We start from the raw sequence: 16268 nt of genomic DNA on the forward strand, positions 1-16268 counted from the left end.
TGGGCGAACCACGCACGCTCTACGTGCAGACCTGCGTGGCGTTCTGATTCTTTTTCGCCACAAAACAAAACGGGCCTGCAATGCAGGCCCGTCCGTTTGGGGGTGAAACTCAGCCGTCAGCTATTGAGCGCGGCTTGTTGGTTCTCCAGGAATTCTTCTTCGAGCAGGGCATCCGCCTCACTGCCGTCGGTACTGGGAACGGCCGTCGCACGTTTGCCGCGCAGTTTGCCGAACATGTGTTCCAGGGCACTTTCCAGCTTGATGGTGGCACCGTCGAGGGCTTGCTCCAGCGTATCGGCCTTGTGGGTCACGGAAATTGGCTGGTGACCTTTCGGACGGGCTTCCAGCTGGCAGCGCATATCGTCCGGACCCGACTTGCCACCGTTCTCGTCCCGCAGGTGGACCACGACCCGGGTCAAATCTTCTTCGTAGCGTTCGAGCGTGCTTTCAACGGTGCTGCGCACCCACTCCTCCATCCGAAGGCTGCTTTGAATATGGTTATCGCTATGGACTTGGATTTGCATAGTTCTTCCCTTATTTCAGCTTGCTCGTAAGAGGGTCAAGGCAGGGTGTTTGGACCTGCATTTCGTGACCTCTTGGTTACACAATTAGGCACGACGACGAACATTTCAACCCCTTAAAAAAGATAAATATTCATACGCAAATAAACCCGGACAAACTGCAAAAGCGCTGTTAATGTCGGGAGTTACCCCGGTTCGCGCCTCAGCCACAACCGCTCACAATTGCCCCTCGCCCAGAGGGTGCAGGCCGCGAAAAATCTCCGCTTCTTCCACCAGCCAGTCATGCACCGCGCGTACGCCCGGATGGCTCAGCGCGCCCGGTGCATAAAGCAGCACGTAGCGCTTGTGATTGGGCACCGCCAGGCCGAAAGGCACGATCAGGGTGCCGCGCTCCAGTTCATCGTTGAGCAAAGTACGCCGGGCAATCGCCACGCCCATGCCGGCAATCGCCGCCTCGATGGTCAGGTGGTTACGGTTGAACGTGTGGCCTCGGCGCACGTCCGCGCCCTCAAAACCGATGGCATTCAGGTAGAACTCCCACTCGGCGTATTCGTAGCTGCCGCGCCACGCGGTGATGTCGTGCAACAGCGGAAAATGCGCCAGGTCCGCCGGGCCGTGCAGCGGCGGGCGGCCGCGCAAGAGGCTCGGGGCACACACAGGAAAGATCTGCTCATCCAGCAGCGCGGTGGATTGCAAACCGGGGTAGCTGCCGTCGTTCAGGTCGATGGCCAGGTCGAAGTCACCTTCGTGCAGGGCCACGCTGCTGTCTTCGGCCACCAGGCGCAACTGGATTTCCGGGTAACGCTGTTGCAAGCGTGGCAGGCGCGGAGTCAGCCACTTGCCGAGGAACGACGGGATCGAGCGCAGGCGCAAGGTGCCGCCGATCATTCCCGCATCCAGGCGCCGCAGTTCGGCATCGATGCTGCCGTAAGCCTCACTCACCGTCAGGGCCAGCCGCTGGCCTTCGGCACTCAGCTCGACGCCCCGGGGCCGGCGGTGAAACAGGCGAAAGCCCAGGCGTTCTTCCAACTGGCGAATCTGTTGGCTGACCGCCCCCGGCGTGATGTGCAGTTCTTCGGCGCACCGGGTGAAGGACAGGTGCCGCGCAGCACAGGAAAACACATGCAGCCAGACATAAGTCTGGGCATGAAATTGTCGGCTCATCGTTTAGTCCTGCTAAAGGATCTCTTAGGAAGTTTCGTTGGTCAGCACTGACCGAGGCGGGCAGTATCGCCGACATTGCGCTCGGCCTACAAAAAATGGCAGCGATCCACCTTCCATTGCTTGTAAGGCTTTAGCATGGCTATCAGTGTTTTCGATCTTTTCAAAGTCGGTATCGGCCCTTCCAGCTCCCACACCGTGGGCCCGATGCGCGCCGCCGCGACCTTCGCCCAGGCGCTGTTCGAGCAAGGCCTGCAGGAGCAGGTGCAGCGGGTACGAATCCGCCTGTACGGCTCGCTGTCGGCCACCGGCGTCGGCCATGCCACCGACCGCGCCAGCGTCATGGGCCTGATGGGCGAATGGCCAGACAGCATCGACCCCAGCAGCATCAACCCTCGCATCCAGCAACTGCGCGAAAGCGGCCAGTTGCTGCTGGGCGGACGCACGCCCATCGCCTTTGACTGGCAGCAGGATTTGCTGCTGCTGGACGAAAGCCTGCCCTACCATCCCAACGCCATGTCGCTGACCGCCTTCGGCGAGCAGGGCACGCTGCTGGAACAGACCTACTACTCGGTCGGCGGCGGCTTCATCATCGAGGCGGCCCAGGTCGAGGCCGGCGCCGAAACCACGGCCGGCGTGCAACTGCCCTACGACTTCAACAGCGCCGCCGAACTGCTGGCCCTGTGCAAGACCCACAAGCTGCGGGTCGGCGAGCTGATGCTGGCCAACGAACGGGCCTGGCGCAGCGACGCCGAGATTCGCAGCGGCCTGCTGCACATCTGGTCGGTGATGCGCGAGTGCGTGGCACAGGGCTTGCGTCACGAAGGCATCCTGCCTGGCGGCCTCGACGTCCCACGGCGCGCCGCCAAGCTGCACCACAGCCTGCTGGAGATCGGCAAGCCGAATGTCATCACCTCGACCCTCTCGGCCATGGAGTGGGTCAACCTCTACGCCCTGGCGGTGAACGAGGAAAACGCCGCCGGCGGACGCATGGTCACCGCGCCCACCAACGGTGCGGCGGGGATCATCCCGGCGGTGCTGCACTACTACATGAAGTTCAACCCCCAGGCCTGTGACGACGACGTGCTGAACTTTTTCCTCGGTGCCGCGGCCGTGGGCATCCTGTGCAAGAAGAACGCGTCCATTTCCGGTGCCGAAGTGGGCTGCCAGGGCGAAGTGGGCTCGGCCTGCGCCATGGCGGCGGCCGGGCTGGCGGAAATTCTCGGGGCGACCCCGGAACAACTGTGCAACGCCGCGGAAATCGGCCTGGAACACAACCTCGGCCTGACCTGCGACCCCGTGGGCGGGCTGGTGCAGGTGCCCTGCATCGAACGCAACGCGATTGCCGCGGTGAAGGCGATCAACGCCACCCAGATGGCCCTGCGCGGCGACGGCCAGCACTTCATTTCCCTGGACCGGGTGATCCGCACCATGCGCGATACCGGCGCCGACATGCACGACAAATACAAAGAGACTTCACGGGGCGGCCTGGCGGTGAGCTGGGTGGAATGCTGAGGAGCCTTCCCTGACCGTCCGTAACACGTGAGCCCGAGCAAGAATAATAACGAGGCGATAACGATGACCGATGTACCGACACCTGCTGCCGAAAACCCTGCTGTAGAAACACTCCGCGACACCGCCAGCGCCCACCAGGGCTGGAGCAAGCACGACACCACCTGGATGCTCGGCCTGTATGGCACCGCCATCGGCGCCGGCACCCTGTTCCTGCCGATCAACGCCGGGGTCGGGGGCTTCTGGCCGCTGATCGTGCTGGCGCTGCTGGCCTTCCCCATGACCTTCTTCGCCCACCGCGGCCTGACCCGCTTCGTCCTTTCCGGACGCTCCGGAGACATCACCGAAGTAGTGGAAGAACATTTCGGGGTCGGCGCCGGCAAGCTGATCACCCTGCTCTACTTCTTCGCCATTTTCCCGATCCTGCTGGTGTACAGCGTGGCCCTGACCAACACCCTGGGCAGCTTCATGGAGCACCAGTTGCACATGACGCCGCCGCCTCGGGCGCTGCTGTCGCTGCTGCTGATCCTCGGCCTGATGGCCATCGTGCGTTGCGGCCAGGGCGTGATCGTGCGGGCCATGAGCCTGCTGGTCTATCCGTTCGTCGCCGCCTTGCTGCTACTGGCCCTGAGCCTGATCCCCAACTGGAACGGCGCGTTCTTCGCTTCGGCCAGCGAGGGCATGCCCCTGCCGCTGTTCTTCAAGACCCTGTGGCTGGCGATTCCGGTGATGGTGTTTTCCTTCAACCACTCGCCGATCATCTCGGCCTTTGCCCTGGACCAGAAGCGCCAGTACGGTGCCCAGGCCGAGGCCAAGAGCAGCGGCATCCTGGCCACCGCCCACGGCATGATGGTGCTGACGGTGATGTTCTTCTGCTTCAGCTGTGTGCTGGCCCTGTCGCCGGCGGACCTGGTGGCGGCCAAGGAACAGAACATCTCGATCCTGTCCTACCTGGCCAACCACTTCCAGACCCCGGTGATTGCCTACGCCGCGCCGCTGATTGCCCTGGTGGCCATTACCAAGTCGTTCCTGGGCCACTACATCGGCGCCAGCGAAGGCTTCCAGGGGCTGATCGTGAAAAGCCTGCGTGGCCGCGGTCGCGCGCTGTCGGCCGGCAAGCTGGAGAAGCTCACCGCGCTGTTCATGGTCCTCAGCTGCTGGGCCGTGGCCACTTTCAACCCGAGCATTCTCGGCATGATCGAGACCCTAGGCGGCCCGGTAATCGCCTGCCTGCTGTTCCTGATGCCGATGTACGCGATCCAGCGGGTGCCTTCACTGCGCCAGTATTCGGGCCAGCTGTCGAACCTGTTCGTAGTGCTGATCGGCCTGATCGCACTGTCTGCGATCATTTACTCGTTCCTGCCCTGAAACGGGCCGGGATAAAAAAAGCGGACCTGATGGTCCGCTTTTTTGTCCCCGTATTCATTGCCCGGCGCGTTTCCCGGCATGTCCCTTGCTTTGTCCCGCAGGAGCAATACGGACGTTGGCCCCCTCGGCGAACGGCTGGCCAGTGGTCTGGAATCGCGAACTCATTCCGCGCCCTGCCGGTCAATGACTGCACGATCCAATCAGGCGGTGACACATCATGGACAACCCATTTCAACTGATTACCGACACCTTCACCCCGCAATACCAGGTCAACCTGAGCATTCAGGGGCTGGACGGCAGCATCATGCTGACCCTGTCCGAAGGTGGCCGGGTGGTGGCCAAGCGCATGATCAGCGCGACCCAGCGCAATGACCCGCAGCGCATCAAGCGCCTGGTGCAAAGCATTCAGTTCGGAATCGCCATCGAGCAAGGCCACAGTGCCATGGCCATCCTCGAAGCCATGACCAACGGCGACAGCCTGGCGCTGCCGCCGCCCCCGGGCCAGACGCTCGCGCCTCCGGCCCTGCGCTTCTAGAGCTCGCCCTTCTCCACTTCCGGGTGTTCGCCGGAACCGGCGCCGAGCTTGCGCTGCGGATGCTCGATCTTCACCGAAGGAAACTGCGACGAGGCGTAACGCACCACGAGGATGGCGAAGGCCAGCAGCAGGATGCCGCCGCACAGGTAGATGATGCCCAGGTCTGGCGGGTTGTGATGCGAGACGTTGGAGATCAGCAGCCGGGTCAACGCGGTGATCGCCACGTAGATCAGGAAGCGCACCGGCATGTGGTTGGTCTTGAAGTAGATGCCGACCATCGCCCCCAATTCCAGGTAGATGAACAGCAGCAGGATGTCATCGATCTTGATGTGGCCCGCCTCGATCATCTGCAGGAACTCCATCACCGCCGCCCAGGCGGTCACCGCACCGATGGCAAACAGCGCCAGGTAATGGAATGTCTCGACGAACAGGTTGCCCAGGGACTCGGCCAGCTGGTGAACGTTCTGCCGCAGGTTCTCGGCCCAATTGATTTTCACGATGGTTCTTCCTTAGGTCGGTTCGACCGGATGATGCGGATTGGACGTGACGGTTGTTCTGCATGCAGAAAAAAGGCCAGGAGCCGTCAATGAGATGGTGGCCGCCCGCAACGAGGCACGGCCCCGTCACAATCGGCCCGGGAAAAAAATTGCGTCTACATTAAAAAGCCACTATCCAAGGGAAAAGGATTCGCCTATTCTCTCGACCTGTATATAGATACAGTATTTATACAGACCCATTATCGTGAAGGCATGTGAGGTGGTGAATGGCCGTCGAAGTGGTATACCGCAGCAGCCGAGATCTGGAGCGCTTGTTCATGGATAAAGCCGAAGCTGACCGTCATGACAAAATGCTCGAACTGGCTGAATTGCTGGCTGAAGTGTTGCAGAAAGCCGTGCCGTCCTTGAGCGAGCAGCAAGTGGAAGAAGCCGGGATCTACATGGCGAAAAATCGCGATGTGTTCGCCAAGGCATTCAAGAGCCAGCCGGACGCATTGTCCGAGTTGCTCAGCGCCCCCGCTCCCGTGGTGGAGGCCGTCGAAGCGCAGCAACCTGCCGAAGCCGAGGCGCCAGCCAAACCGGCGAAAGCGGCCAAGACGGCGAAATAGGTTTCACCTGAATTGAATAAGCCCTGGCTCCATGACCCAGGGCTTTTTTCATGCCTGTGGATAACCAAAAGCGGCTTGCACAACGGCCGGTCAAATGGCCCTTGGTCCCGGCAACTCGGGCAGATCGAGAGACTGGCCACGCAGTATGGAAATGATCTTGCGCACAAAGATCACCGGCAAATCAGTCGATTCGCCAAACAGGTCGACAAGGCCAACCTCCACCGCGCTGTCGACGAGGCTGGAGAACACCTCGGTCTCCGAGGGCGGTATCAGTGCGACAAGGTCCTGTGGCCAGTCATCCCCGCGACCATTCAACGCCAGCAAGGCCCCGGCCCTCTCCCAGGCCAGTACAGAGCCCCTGTCCGGATAACCCTTGAGGTGCCGGATCAGCTCATCGACAGCGGGATGGCGAATGCCCTTCCCCTGGCAGTACGCCTCCAGGCAGGCCGCAGCGTATCGCTGCAAATCCCTGACCGAACACCCGGCAAACGTTTTGTCCGCATCTGCCACGGTCATTGCCCAACGCCCCATACCCTGCAACCTGCCGAGCAATGGCCGGACGCGATATCCAGGGCTTCCAGGGCTCGGTCCTCGACCGCATCGGATGCATCCAGCCTGAGCAATGCCAGGTAGTTGTACACGGCCGCCGCCGAAAAGCCCCGGTCCCGGTACAGCACAAGCATCTTGCGCACCGACGCTATATCCGCCCCTGCCCGCAACAGGCAAGACAGCTGCTCATCCAGCCCACTATCCAGTGCTTCACGCATCGTCGAATACATTCCTTGTCCATTGGGCCTGTCAGGGGGCGGGCTCACTACCGCCTTCTCGGGGCCAGATACTACAGAGGGCATGGGCAAGGATGAAGACATGCGCCTAGCGATACAGCACCCGCTCCGCCAGTTCATCGGCCACCCGCGCCGGGGAACGTTTTTCCGCCTGGGCATGGGCGAAGATTTCCGTCAGGCGCTGGCTGATCTTCGACAGGTGCGCGGTGATGACCGGCAGCTCGGTGTTGCGATGCTTGAGGGAGACATAGATCAGGCCGCCCGAATTGATCACGTAGTCCGGCGCATAGAGAATTCCGCGCCGTTCCAGTTGGTCGGCGACCTGCAGGTTGGTCAGTTGATTGTTGGCCGAACCGGCCACCGCCGAACAGCGCAGTTGCGCCACGCTGAGGCTGTTGAGCACCGCCCCCAGGCCACAGGGGGCTAGGATGTCGCAGGGGGTGCTGAGCAGTGCATCGTTGGCGATCGGATGCGCGCCCAGTTGCTCCATGGCCAGCTGCACCTTGCCGGCATCGATGTCGCTGACCAGCAATTCGGCACCCGCGGCGTGCAACTGCTCGGCCAGGGCATAACCGACATTGCCCAGGCCCTGGATCGCCACCCGCAGGCCCTCCAGATTATCGCTGCCCAGGCGCGCCATGGCGGTGCTGCGGATGCCGGCGAACACCCCCATGGCCGCGTGCGGGGCCGGGTCCCCGGCGGCGGTGGTACTGGTGACGAAGCGGGTCTGCTGGGCGATGCAGTCCATGTCGGCCACCGAGGTGCCGCTGTCGATGGCAGTGATGTAGCGTCCGTCCAGTTGCTCGACGCAACGGCCAAAGGCTTCGAACAGCGCAGCACGGCTTTCCACATGGGGCGGGCGAATGATCACTGCGGTGCCGCCGCCCTGGGGCAGGCCGGCCAGGGCGGCCTTGTAGCTCATGCCCTGGGCCAGGCGCGCGGCATCCGCCACGGCGCTGGTGTCGTCGGGGTAGGCGAGATAGCGACAACCGCCGAGGGCGGGCCCGAGGCGGCTGTCGTGGATGGCGATCACTGCCTTCAACCCGGTGCTCGGGTCGACGCTGAGGTGCAGCGATTCAAGGCGGGTGCTGTGCATGAGAGCGAACATCGACGGGCTCCCGAATCACTTCTTGTAGTCGCCAGTATAGGCTTGCGCCTGGAATTTGCTGCGCCACGCAGGAATAAGCCCCAGGGATTAGCAGGCTTTGGGAAATAACCTGCTACCACAGGTTTCAACACTGGACGAAGCTTCGTCACGAGGCTAAAACGAGGCATCAGTCGGAGATCGTGATGAACCCGCGCCAAGCTTTTTTCGCCTGCCTGCATCGCTCGCCGCCCGCCCTGCTGGAAGCCGCTCTGTGGATTGCCGCCGAGCATGATCCACGGGTGGTGCCCGGGCACTGGCTGGAAGAGTTCAAGCAACTGCAGCAGCAGGTCGGCAGCAGCCTGCCGACCCTGCCGGTGAACGAACTCGGCCAACCGCTGTTGCGCAAGCTCAACGACCTGGGTTTCCAGCAAGACGAACACCTGCCCCTGCGGCCCCAGGCGGCGCTGCTGGACAAGGTCCTGGAGTCCCGGCGCGGCCAGCCCCTGGCCCTGGCCCTGATTGCCCTGGAGCTGGCGCAACGGCTGCAGATCCCTCTGGTGGGGGTGAATTTCCCTGGGCACTTCCTGTTGCGGGTGCCCGGTGCCGACCACCTGCTGGACCCCTGCGGCGGGCGCCGCCTGTACCCCAACGACTGCCGGGAACTGCTGCAACGCCAGTACGGCGCGCACATCAAGCTCAGCGCCGAGCACCTGGCCAGCGCTGAACCGACGCAGATGTTCCAGCGTCTGTCGCGCAACCTGCGCCAGTTGCACCTGTCCTACGACGACCACCTGGGCGCCCTGATCAACGCCGAACGGGTACTGGAAATGGGCAATGGCAGCGCCGCCGACTACCTGGCCCGAGCCAGCCTGTATCAGCGCCTGGAATGCCCGAACGCCGAGCGCTTCGACCTGGAGCACGCCCTGCTGCTCAGCGACGACCCGATCCAGCGCCTGCGCCTGACCGAACGCCTGGGGCACCTGCCGCCCAACACCATCGTGCACTGAATCGCCCACTGCTCCCGAGCCTGCCGTGCAACAATCCCTGCCGCTTCCTCTCTGCTGCAAGGATGAAAAAGCATGAACAGCGCCGAACGCTTTCTCCAGGATTTCCACCAGCGGCGCCCCGGCACCACTCCGCCAGCCTTTGCCAAACTGAGCCTGACGGGGCGCGGTTCCTCCTACGACATGCTGGCAGCCACCCTGACTGCCCAGCGCCCCGAGGCGCGGCTACTGGACCTGGGTTGTGGCGATGGCTTCCTGCTCGACCTGCTGGCCGGGCACTGCCCCACGGCCCGGTTGCTCGGGGTCGACATGAGCGCGACCGAGCTTGAGGCCGCACACACCCGGCTGGCGGGCCGTGCTCTGCTGCTCAACGAGCGGGCGCAGTCCCTGTCCCTCACCAGCGCCAGCGTCGACGCGGTGCTTTCGCACCTGGCGCTGATGCTCATGAGCGATATCGAGCAGGTGCTGCAGGAGATTCATCGGGTGCTCGTTCCCGGCGGCCAATTGTCAGCAGTGGTCGGGCGGCAATTTCTCCTCGGCGAACTGGGCCCGCATTACCTGCAAGCGTTCCGCGCCGCCGCCCGCCGCGACCAGCTTGCGCCCCTGGCGCTGGTGGACCAGCGGACGCAGTCAGAGGATGGCTGGCGACAACTGCTGGGGCGGCACTTCAGGTCGCTGCACTTCGAACCGCTGGACCTGCCCTGGACACCGACCTTCGAGGAACTCTGGGATGCCCTGGGCGACACCTATGACCTGGATCGCCTGACGCCGGCCAACCAGGCCCTGATGAAAAACCAACTGCACGACAGCACCCGGCACCTGCAACGCGCCGACGGCACCTTGCCAACCGGCTGGGGGCTGTGGCTGATCCAGGCCAGGGCCGCATGACAGCCGCGCCGACGCTCTGGCAGGATGGGCGGCTCACGCCAAGGAACGGAAACAGCATGCTCATCAGAAAAGCTCACAGCGGCGACGCTCAGCGGGTCTTCGACATTCGCAATCAGGCCATCAACCACCAGTGCGCCGGCCACTATCCCGAAGCGGACCTAGCGGTCTGGACCAGCGGCGAACTGTCGGACTACTTCATCGAGGTGGTGGCGAACACCGGCCATGTCGCCGTCGTCGACAACCAGGTGACCGCCAGCGGCCTGCTCGACCTGGAAACCGGACAGGTCGACGCGGTGTTCGTCGACCCGGCCTACATGGGGCGCGGCATCGGCCGCCAGATGATGGACTACCTCGAAGAACGGGCGCTGCAGGCCGAGTTGCCCCACCTGATCCTGGACTCGACCCTCAACGCCGCCGACTTCTATCGCCGCTGTGGCTTTGTCGGCGAGCGCATCGCCCAGTACCAGTCACCCCGGGGCCTGACCCTGGCTTGCGTGCCGATGATCAAGCACCTGGCACGCTGAGCGGCTTCAGGACTTGAACGGCTTCAGGACTTGAGTGGTGCAGACCGTTGCGCGGCAGGCGCCATCTCGCCGGAGGCCGCCGCCAGCGGCGAACGCACCTGAATGATCAGCAACGCCGCGAGCAGGGCCGGAATCGCACAGAAGAAGAAAATCTGCTGCACCGGAACATGCATCGCCAGCAGCATGCTGCCAAACAGCGGACCGAGGATCGAACCGAAACGCCCGACGCCCAAGGCCCAGCCAGTGCCGGTAGCGCGCACCTGGGCCGGGTAGAAGTTGCTGGCGAAGGCGTTCAGGGTCAGCTGGCCACCGATGATGCAAAAGCCCGCGGCAAACACGAACAGCACCAGGTAGCGCGGGTTGTCGTGGTTCAGTCCCAGCAGCACGGTGCACAGCGCAGCCGCCGCGAGCACCACTGCCAGCAGGCGCACCTTGCGTTTCAGGCGGTCGGCGAACCAGGCCATGCAGATCGCGCCGAGGGTGCCGGCGAAGAGGAACATCGAGGTCACCAGGTTGGCCTGCTTCAGCGCCAGGCCACTCTCCAGCAGCAGCGTCGGCAGCCAGCTGATCATGAAATACAGCAGGATCAGGCTGACGAAAAAGGTCGACCAGATCAGCAGGGTCGGCCGTGCATAACCGTGGCGAAACAGTTCCAGCACCGTGAGCTTGCTGTCCGCCTGCGCTTCATCGCGGCCCAACTCGGCAGCCGGCGGCTGCCAACCCGGAAGCATCTGTGCGGTGAGCTTGCGCAGCCGCGCATAGGGCGGCGCGTCCCGCAGCAGCCGCGGCAGGGACTCGGGCAGGCGCCAGAGCAAAAACGGGAACAGCAGCAACGGCGTGATGCCACCGGCGAGGAACACCGCCTCCCAACCAAAGCGATCGATAAACCCGGCGGCCACAAAACCACCGGCCGCACCGCCAAAAGAGAAACCACAGGCCGCCAGGGTCACCATCAAGGTACGCAGGCGCGGCGGCGAGTATTCGGACATCAGCGCCATGGCGCTGGGCATGGCCCCGCCCATGCCGATGCCGCAGATAAAACGCGCCACCATCAGGCTTTCCAGGGAATGGGCGAACACCATCAGCACCGTCAGGCTGGCGTAGATCAGCACACAGCAGAGCAGGATACGGCGCACGCCAAAACGGTCCGCCAGGGGCGTCACCGCCAGGGAGCCGAGGGTCAGGCCCAGCAGGTTGGCGCTGAACACCGGGCCGAAAGCGGCCTTTTCCAGGCCCCAGTCCTGAGCCAGGGCCGGCACCACATACCCCAGGACCTGGGCATCGTAGCCATCGGTGACCAACAGCAAGGCGAGAAGCAACAGGAGCAACCACTGGTAGCGGGACACCGGGCGGGCGTCGAGCGCAGCACGAAAGCTGGCAATCTGATTTTGCATCGCAAGGTACCTGTTCGGTTTTTTATGGTTATGGGCAGCGGTGTTGCACAGGTCACCGACGGTGACCGCTCGGGCCCCCTTGCGGGGCCCGGGTGATGCGGATGCCGCGCGGCCCCGAATGCCGGGGCCGCGCGCAGGCTCAGGCCGGGGTGTCCGGCTGGTTGGCCGGGTGCGCGGCCTGGAACGCCGGGTGTTCGGCCGCCAGGGCCGCGACCCGGAGAATCCGCGGGTAGTCTTCCAGGGACACCTTGAAACGCTCGGCCGCGTACAGCTGGGGAATCAGGAACACATCGGCCAGCCCCGGCTCGGCGCCGAAACAGAACCCCTGATCACCGATCAACTGTTCCAGGGCCGCCAGGCCCTGGCTGATCCAGTGGTCGATCCACACCAGCAACTGCTCTTCCTCATGCCCCCACTCGCGCAGCAGGTTGAGGGTGCTGGAGTTGTGCAGCGGATGGACGTCGCAACCGATGATCGCCGCCACGGCCCGTTCCCGGGCACGGCTGGCCAGGTCCTCGGACAGCAGCGGCACCTGTGGATAACGTTCCTCCAGGTACTCGATGATCGCCAGCGACTGGATCAGCAGGTCGCCGTCATCGGTGCGCAGCGCCGGCACCCGCCCCTGGGGGTTAATCTCCAGGTATTCCGGCTGGCGGTTGGCGCCGCCCTTGGGCACCAGCAGGTTGACCGGGATGGCCTGGAACTCCAGGCCCTTGAGGGCCAGGGCAATCCGCACCCGATAGGACGCGGTGGAACGGTAATAGGTATAGAGCTGCATGGGGCTCTCCCTTAACGCGCCGGTTGGACCGTGCCACGGCATTCGCCGAAGCCGATGGAGGCGAAGCCTTCGCGGCGGCAACGCCCACGCAGGATGATTTCATCGCCGTCTTCAAGGAACTTGCGCACCTCGCCGGAGGCCAGCTCGATGGGTTTCTTGCCGCCTTCGGTGATCTCCAGCAGGCTGCCGAACTGGCCACTTTGCGGACCGGACAGAGTGCCCGAACCAAACAGGTCGCCCGCCTGCAACTGGCAGCCGTTGACGCTGTGGTGCGCCACCATCTGGGCCACGGTCCAGTACATGTACTGGGTGTTGCTCAGGGTCAGGCGGTGCGCCGACAGCCCCTGCTCGCGCATGGCCTGGGTGATCAGCAGCACTTCCAGTTCGATGTCGAAGCCGCCAGCGGCCTGGTCGCGCGGGTCCAGCAGGTACGGCAGCGGTTGCGGATCGCCTTCGGGGCGCTGCGCCTGGGCCTGGCGGAACGGCTCCAGGGCTTCGGCGGTCACCACCCAGGGCGAAATGCTGGTGATGAAGCTCTTCGACAGGAACGGGCCCAGCGGCTGGTATTCCCAGGCCTGGATATCCCGCGCCGACCAGTCGTTGAGCAGGCAGAAGCCGGCGATGTGCTCGGCGGCGTCGCCAATCGCGATCGGCTCGCCCATCTCGTTGCCCTGGCCGATCCAGATTCCCAGCTCCAGCTCGTAGTCCAGCCGCGCGCAGGGGCCGAAGGTCGGCTCGGTCTGCCCGGCCGGCAGGGTCTGGCCCTTGGGCCGGCGCACGTCGGCGCCGGAAGCACGGATGGTCGAGGCACGGCCGTGGTAGCCGATCGGCACGTACTTGTAGTTGGGCAGCAACGGATTGTCGGGGCGGAACAGCTTGCCGACGTTCTGCGCGTGCTCGATGCCCACATAGAAGTCGGTGTAGTCATTGATCTTGGCCGGCAGGTGCATCTGGCAATCGGCGGCCAGGGGCAGCAGTTTCGCGCCCAGGGCCTCGACCTTGCCGCGCAGGCTGCTGCCTTCGCCGAGCAGTTCCAGCAGGCGCTCACGCAGGGCGACCCGGGCCGGGCGGCCGAGCTCGAAGAACGCGTTCAACTGACCACCGCGGGTGGCTTGCGCCGCGGCCTTGGCCGGGCCCTCGAACAGCCCGGCCTCCAGCGCCGCTTCCAGGTCGAAAATCTGTTCGCCGATGGCGACCCCGCTGCGGGGTGCCGAACCCTGGGTGCTGAAGACGCCCAGGGGCAGGTTCTGCAACGGGAAGTCGGGGTGACCGTTGGCGGACTCGACCCAGCTACGGGTGATGGTGGGCAAGGTCATGGGTTATCTCCGATTCGGGTTGAAGGTGACGGGCAGCGAGGCCCAGCAAGCATCGTAGTCGTTCTGCAGCTCCGGGCACTCCAGGGCGAACTGGCTCGGGCGCAGCACCTGGCTGGTTTCGAACATGAAGGCCATGGTGTTATCGATCTTGGCCGGCTGCAGCTCGACGTTGATCGCCTTGGTGCAGGTCTCGCCGTCCGGGCCGTGGGCGCTCATGCAGCTGTGCAGCGACGCCCCGCCGGGCAGGAAGCCTTCGGCCTTGGCATCGTAGGCGCCCTGGATCAGGCCCATGAACTCGTTCATCAGGTTGCGGTGGAACCACGGTGGCCGGAAGGTGTTCTCGGCCACCATCCAGCGTGGCGGGAAGATCACGAAATCCAGGTTGGCCAGGCCCGGCACGCTGGTGGGCGAGGTCAATACGGTGAAGATCGACGGGTCCGGGTGGTCGAAGCTGACGGTGCCGATGGTGTTGAAACGGCGCAGGTCGTATTTGTACGGCACGTTGTTGCCGTGCCAGGCGACGACGTTCAGCGGCGAGTGGTCGAGCTCGCAGCCCCAGAGTTCGCCGAGGTACTTCTGGATGAGCGTGGTGGGCTGGCGCAGGTCTTCGTAATGAGCCACCGGCGCCAGGAAGTCGCGGGGGTTGGCCAGGCCGTTGCTGCCAATGGGCCCGAGGTCCGGCAGGCGCAGTGGCGCACCGTGGTTCTCGGCGACATAGCCACGGGCTTGCGGGTCCAGCAGCTCGACGCGGAATTTCAGGCCGCGAGGCAGCACGGCGATTTCCAGCGGCTCCAGCTCCAGCACGCCCAACTCGGTGACGATGCGCAGACGGCCCAGTTCCGGCACCAGCAGCAGCTCGCCGTCGGCGTTGAAGAACACCCGCTCCATCGAGCGGTTGGCCCGGTAGTGATAGACGCTGATGCCGGCCGGATGCTGCGCCGCCGAGTTAGCCACCATGGCCACCAGGCCGTCGACGAAGTCGGTGGGCTCGCCTGGAATCTGCAGGGGGCTCCAGCGCAGGCGGTTGGGGGTGACCTCACCCAACGGGCCGCCTGCCAGTTGCCGCGCCAGCTTGGCGAAAGCCGGGTGCTTGGCCGAAGGCTGGATGCGGTACATCCAGGTGCGCCGGGCTTCGCTGCGGGTCATGGTGAAGGCGGTGCCGGAAAACAGCTCGGCGTACAGGCCGTAAGGGGCTTTTTGCGGGGAGTTCTGGCCAACGGGCAGTGCGCCCGGCAGGGCTTCGCTGGCGAATTCATTGCCGAAGCCCGATTGGTAGCTGAGGGCCGACGCCGAAGAATCGAGGTTCATGGAGCCTCCTGGAAGTTGCAATAGGCAGGGGCCCACCACTCCTTCACAAGAGTTATCGGCACGCCTGGGTTATTTTTATCGTAATCCAATTACGCATAACGTAATTTGATTGCCCATGAGCGTCAAGCTATAAAGACCGCCACTTGTCACGGGACCCCGACACCTCCATGGAAAAGCCGCGCAGCACCAGCGACAGCACCAGCGACAGCACCGGTAAACAGAAAGTCCGCTCGGCCGAAGTCGGTACCGACATCCTCAAGGCCCTGGCCGAACTGTCGCCAGCCACTTCCCTTTCGCGCCTGGCCGAACATGTGCAGATGCCCGCGAGCAAAGTGCACCGCTACCTGCAAGCGCTGATTGCCAGCGGCTTCGCCGAACAGAACAGCGCCACCAATCACTACGGCCTGGGCCGCGAAGCCCTGCGCGTGGGCCTGGCCGCCCTGGGCAGCATGGATGTATTGAAAGTCGGCGCCCTGCCCCTGGCGGAGCTGCGCGACGAATTGAACGAAACCTGCTTTCTCGCGGTGTGGGGCAACCAGGGCGCGACGGTGGTGCATATCGAGCCGGCGGTGCGCGCGGTGACCGTGGTCACCCAACTGGGCTCGGTGCTGCCGTTGCTCAGCTCATCCACCGGGCTGGTGTTCAACGCCTACCTGCCGCAGCGGGAAACCCTCGACCTGCGCCAGCAGGAACTGGCGGCCGGCAGCCCCCACGCCCTGGCCGACGAGCAGGTGCACGATGCCCTGGCCGAGCAGATTCGCCAGCGCGGCCTGCACCACGTCCACGGCTTGCTGATGCCCGGGGTCGACGCCCTGTCGGCACCGGTGTTCGATGCCACCGGCAAGATCGCGGCCGTGCTGACGGTGGTCGGTCCGACCTCGCTGTTCCATGCCGACGAACACGGCCCGGCGGCACGGCGTCTGCTGGCGGCCAGCAGCGCCGTGAGCTGGCGCATGGGCTATCAGCCGCACTAGCCGGCGCA

At 64.3% G+C, this 16268-nt stretch carries 17 protein-coding genes and 1 pseudogene; 8 read left to right on the forward strand and 10 right to left on the reverse strand.

Annotation, left to right across the window (positions count from 1 at the left end):
* Positions 1–116: 116 nt before the first annotated feature.
* Both LXM55_RS07485 and LXM55_RS07490 read right to left on the reverse strand, forming a co-directional pair.
* Positions 117–524 (reverse strand): HPF/RaiA family ribosome-associated protein, encoded by a 408-nt coding sequence (locus tag LXM55_RS07485; protein ID WP_233319803.1) that lies wholly within the window; start codon positions 522–524, stop codon positions 117–119.
* 213 nt (positions 525–737) lie between these two features.
* Positions 738–1685, reverse strand: coding sequence for a LysR substrate-binding domain-containing protein (locus LXM55_RS07490; protein ID WP_015634207.1), 948 nt, complete (start codon positions 1683–1685; stop codon positions 738–740).
* A 135-nt stretch (positions 1686–1820) separates the two neighbouring features.
* Here LXM55_RS07490 and LXM55_RS07495 point away from each other — a divergent pair, with 135 nt between their 5' ends.
* The 3 genes from LXM55_RS07495 (at position 1821) to LXM55_RS07505 (ending at position 5097) form a co-directional block, all read left to right on the forward strand.
* Positions 1821–3197: an L-serine ammonia-lyase gene (locus tag LXM55_RS07495; RefSeq protein ID WP_233319804.1), complete on the forward strand. Its 1377-nt coding sequence runs from the start codon at positions 1821–1823 to the stop codon at positions 3195–3197.
* 63 nt (positions 3198–3260) lie between these two features.
* Positions 3261–4562 carry a serine/threonine transporter gene (locus tag LXM55_RS07500; protein WP_233319805.1) on the forward strand — a complete coding sequence of 434 codons (1302 nt, stop codon included), beginning with the start codon at positions 3261–3263 and terminating at the stop codon, positions 4560–4562.
* Positions 4563–4779: 217 nt separating this feature from the next.
* Positions 4780–5097, forward strand: coding sequence for a DUF3509 domain-containing protein (locus LXM55_RS07505; RefSeq protein ID WP_233319806.1), 318 nt, complete (start codon positions 4780–4782; stop codon positions 5095–5097).
* On the opposite strand, the gene LXM55_RS07510 is transcribed toward LXM55_RS07505, so the two are convergent.
* Positions 5094–5594, reverse strand: a complete 501-nt coding sequence (locus LXM55_RS07510) for a phosphate-starvation-inducible protein PsiE (protein WP_016968029.1) — start codon at positions 5592–5594, stop codon at positions 5094–5096. The genes LXM55_RS07505 and LXM55_RS07510 overlap by 4 nt on opposite strands.
* Before the next feature lie 266 nt (positions 5595–5860).
* Between LXM55_RS07510 and LXM55_RS07515 the strand changes: the two are divergent.
* Positions 5861–6115: pseudogene (locus LXM55_RS07515) on the forward strand (YebG family protein); the annotation flags it as partial.
* 177 nt (positions 6116–6292) lie between these two features.
* Here LXM55_RS07515 and LXM55_RS07520 read toward each other — a convergent pair.
* From LXM55_RS07520 to LXM55_RS07530, 3 genes are all read right to left on the reverse strand, one after another.
* On the reverse strand, positions 6293–6718 hold the full coding sequence (locus LXM55_RS07520) for a hypothetical protein (protein WP_233319807.1): 426 nt from the start codon (positions 6716–6718) through the stop codon (positions 6293–6295).
* On the reverse strand, positions 6715–6969 hold the full coding sequence (locus LXM55_RS07525; protein ID WP_233319808.1) for a hypothetical protein: 255 nt from the start codon (positions 6967–6969) through the stop codon (positions 6715–6717). The genes LXM55_RS07520 and LXM55_RS07525 overlap by 4 nt, the downstream gene beginning before the upstream one ends.
* A gap of 106 nt (positions 6970–7075) precedes the next feature.
* Positions 7076–8095: a Leu/Phe/Val dehydrogenase gene (locus LXM55_RS07530; protein ID WP_233319809.1), complete on the reverse strand. Its 1020-nt coding sequence runs from the start codon at positions 8093–8095 to the stop codon at positions 7076–7078.
* A 182-nt stretch (positions 8096–8277) separates the two neighbouring features.
* Here LXM55_RS07530 and LXM55_RS07535 point away from each other — a divergent pair, with 182 nt between their 5' ends.
* The 3 genes from LXM55_RS07535 to LXM55_RS07545 all read left to right on the forward strand — a co-directional run bounded on the left by LXM55_RS07535 (position 8278) and on the right by LXM55_RS07545 (position 10490).
* On the forward strand, positions 8278–9081 hold the full coding sequence (locus tag LXM55_RS07535) for a SirB1 family protein (protein ID WP_233319810.1): 804 nt from the start codon (positions 8278–8280) through the stop codon (positions 9079–9081).
* A 72-nt stretch (positions 9082–9153) separates the two neighbouring features.
* Positions 9154–9966 (forward strand): class I SAM-dependent methyltransferase, encoded by an 813-nt coding sequence (locus LXM55_RS07540; protein WP_233319811.1) that lies wholly within the window; start codon positions 9154–9156, stop codon positions 9964–9966.
* Positions 9967–10022: 56 nt separating this feature from the next.
* Complete coding sequence (locus LXM55_RS07545) at positions 10023–10490, forward strand: GNAT family N-acetyltransferase (RefSeq protein WP_233319812.1); 468 nt, start codon at positions 10023–10025, stop codon at positions 10488–10490.
* A gap of 23 nt (positions 10491–10513) precedes the next feature.
* Here LXM55_RS07545 and LXM55_RS07550 read toward each other — a convergent pair whose 3' ends face one another.
* The 4 genes from LXM55_RS07550 to hmgA form a co-directional block, all read right to left on the reverse strand.
* Complete coding sequence (locus LXM55_RS07550) at positions 10514–11884, reverse strand: MFS transporter (protein ID WP_233319813.1); 1371 nt, start codon at positions 11882–11884, stop codon at positions 10514–10516.
* Positions 11885–12023: 139 nt separating this feature from the next.
* Positions 12024–12662, reverse strand: coding sequence for a maleylacetoacetate isomerase (gene maiA / locus LXM55_RS07555; RefSeq protein ID WP_233319814.1), 639 nt, complete (start codon positions 12660–12662; stop codon positions 12024–12026).
* Positions 12663–12673: 11 nt separating this feature from the next.
* Positions 12674–13978 carry a fumarylacetoacetase gene (gene fahA / locus LXM55_RS07560; protein ID WP_233319815.1) on the reverse strand — a complete coding sequence of 435 codons (1305 nt, stop codon included), beginning with the start codon at positions 13976–13978 and terminating at the stop codon, positions 12674–12676.
* Between the two features lie 3 nt (positions 13979–13981).
* On the reverse strand, positions 13982–15286 hold the full coding sequence (hmgA, locus tag LXM55_RS07565) for a homogentisate 1,2-dioxygenase (RefSeq protein ID WP_233319816.1): 1305 nt from the start codon (positions 15284–15286) through the stop codon (positions 13982–13984).
* A gap of 167 nt (positions 15287–15453) precedes the next feature.
* Here hmgA and LXM55_RS07570 point away from each other — a divergent pair, with 167 nt between their 5' ends.
* On the forward strand, positions 15454–16260 hold the full coding sequence (locus tag LXM55_RS07570) for an IclR family transcriptional regulator (RefSeq protein WP_233319959.1): 807 nt from the start codon (positions 15454–15456) through the stop codon (positions 16258–16260).
* Positions 16261–16268: the final 8 nt, after the last annotated feature.

The sequence above is a fragment of the Pseudomonas sp. Au-Pse12 genome, assembly GCF_021341665.1.
Taxonomy (GTDB): Bacteria; Pseudomonadota; Gammaproteobacteria; order Pseudomonadales; family Pseudomonadaceae; genus Aquipseudomonas.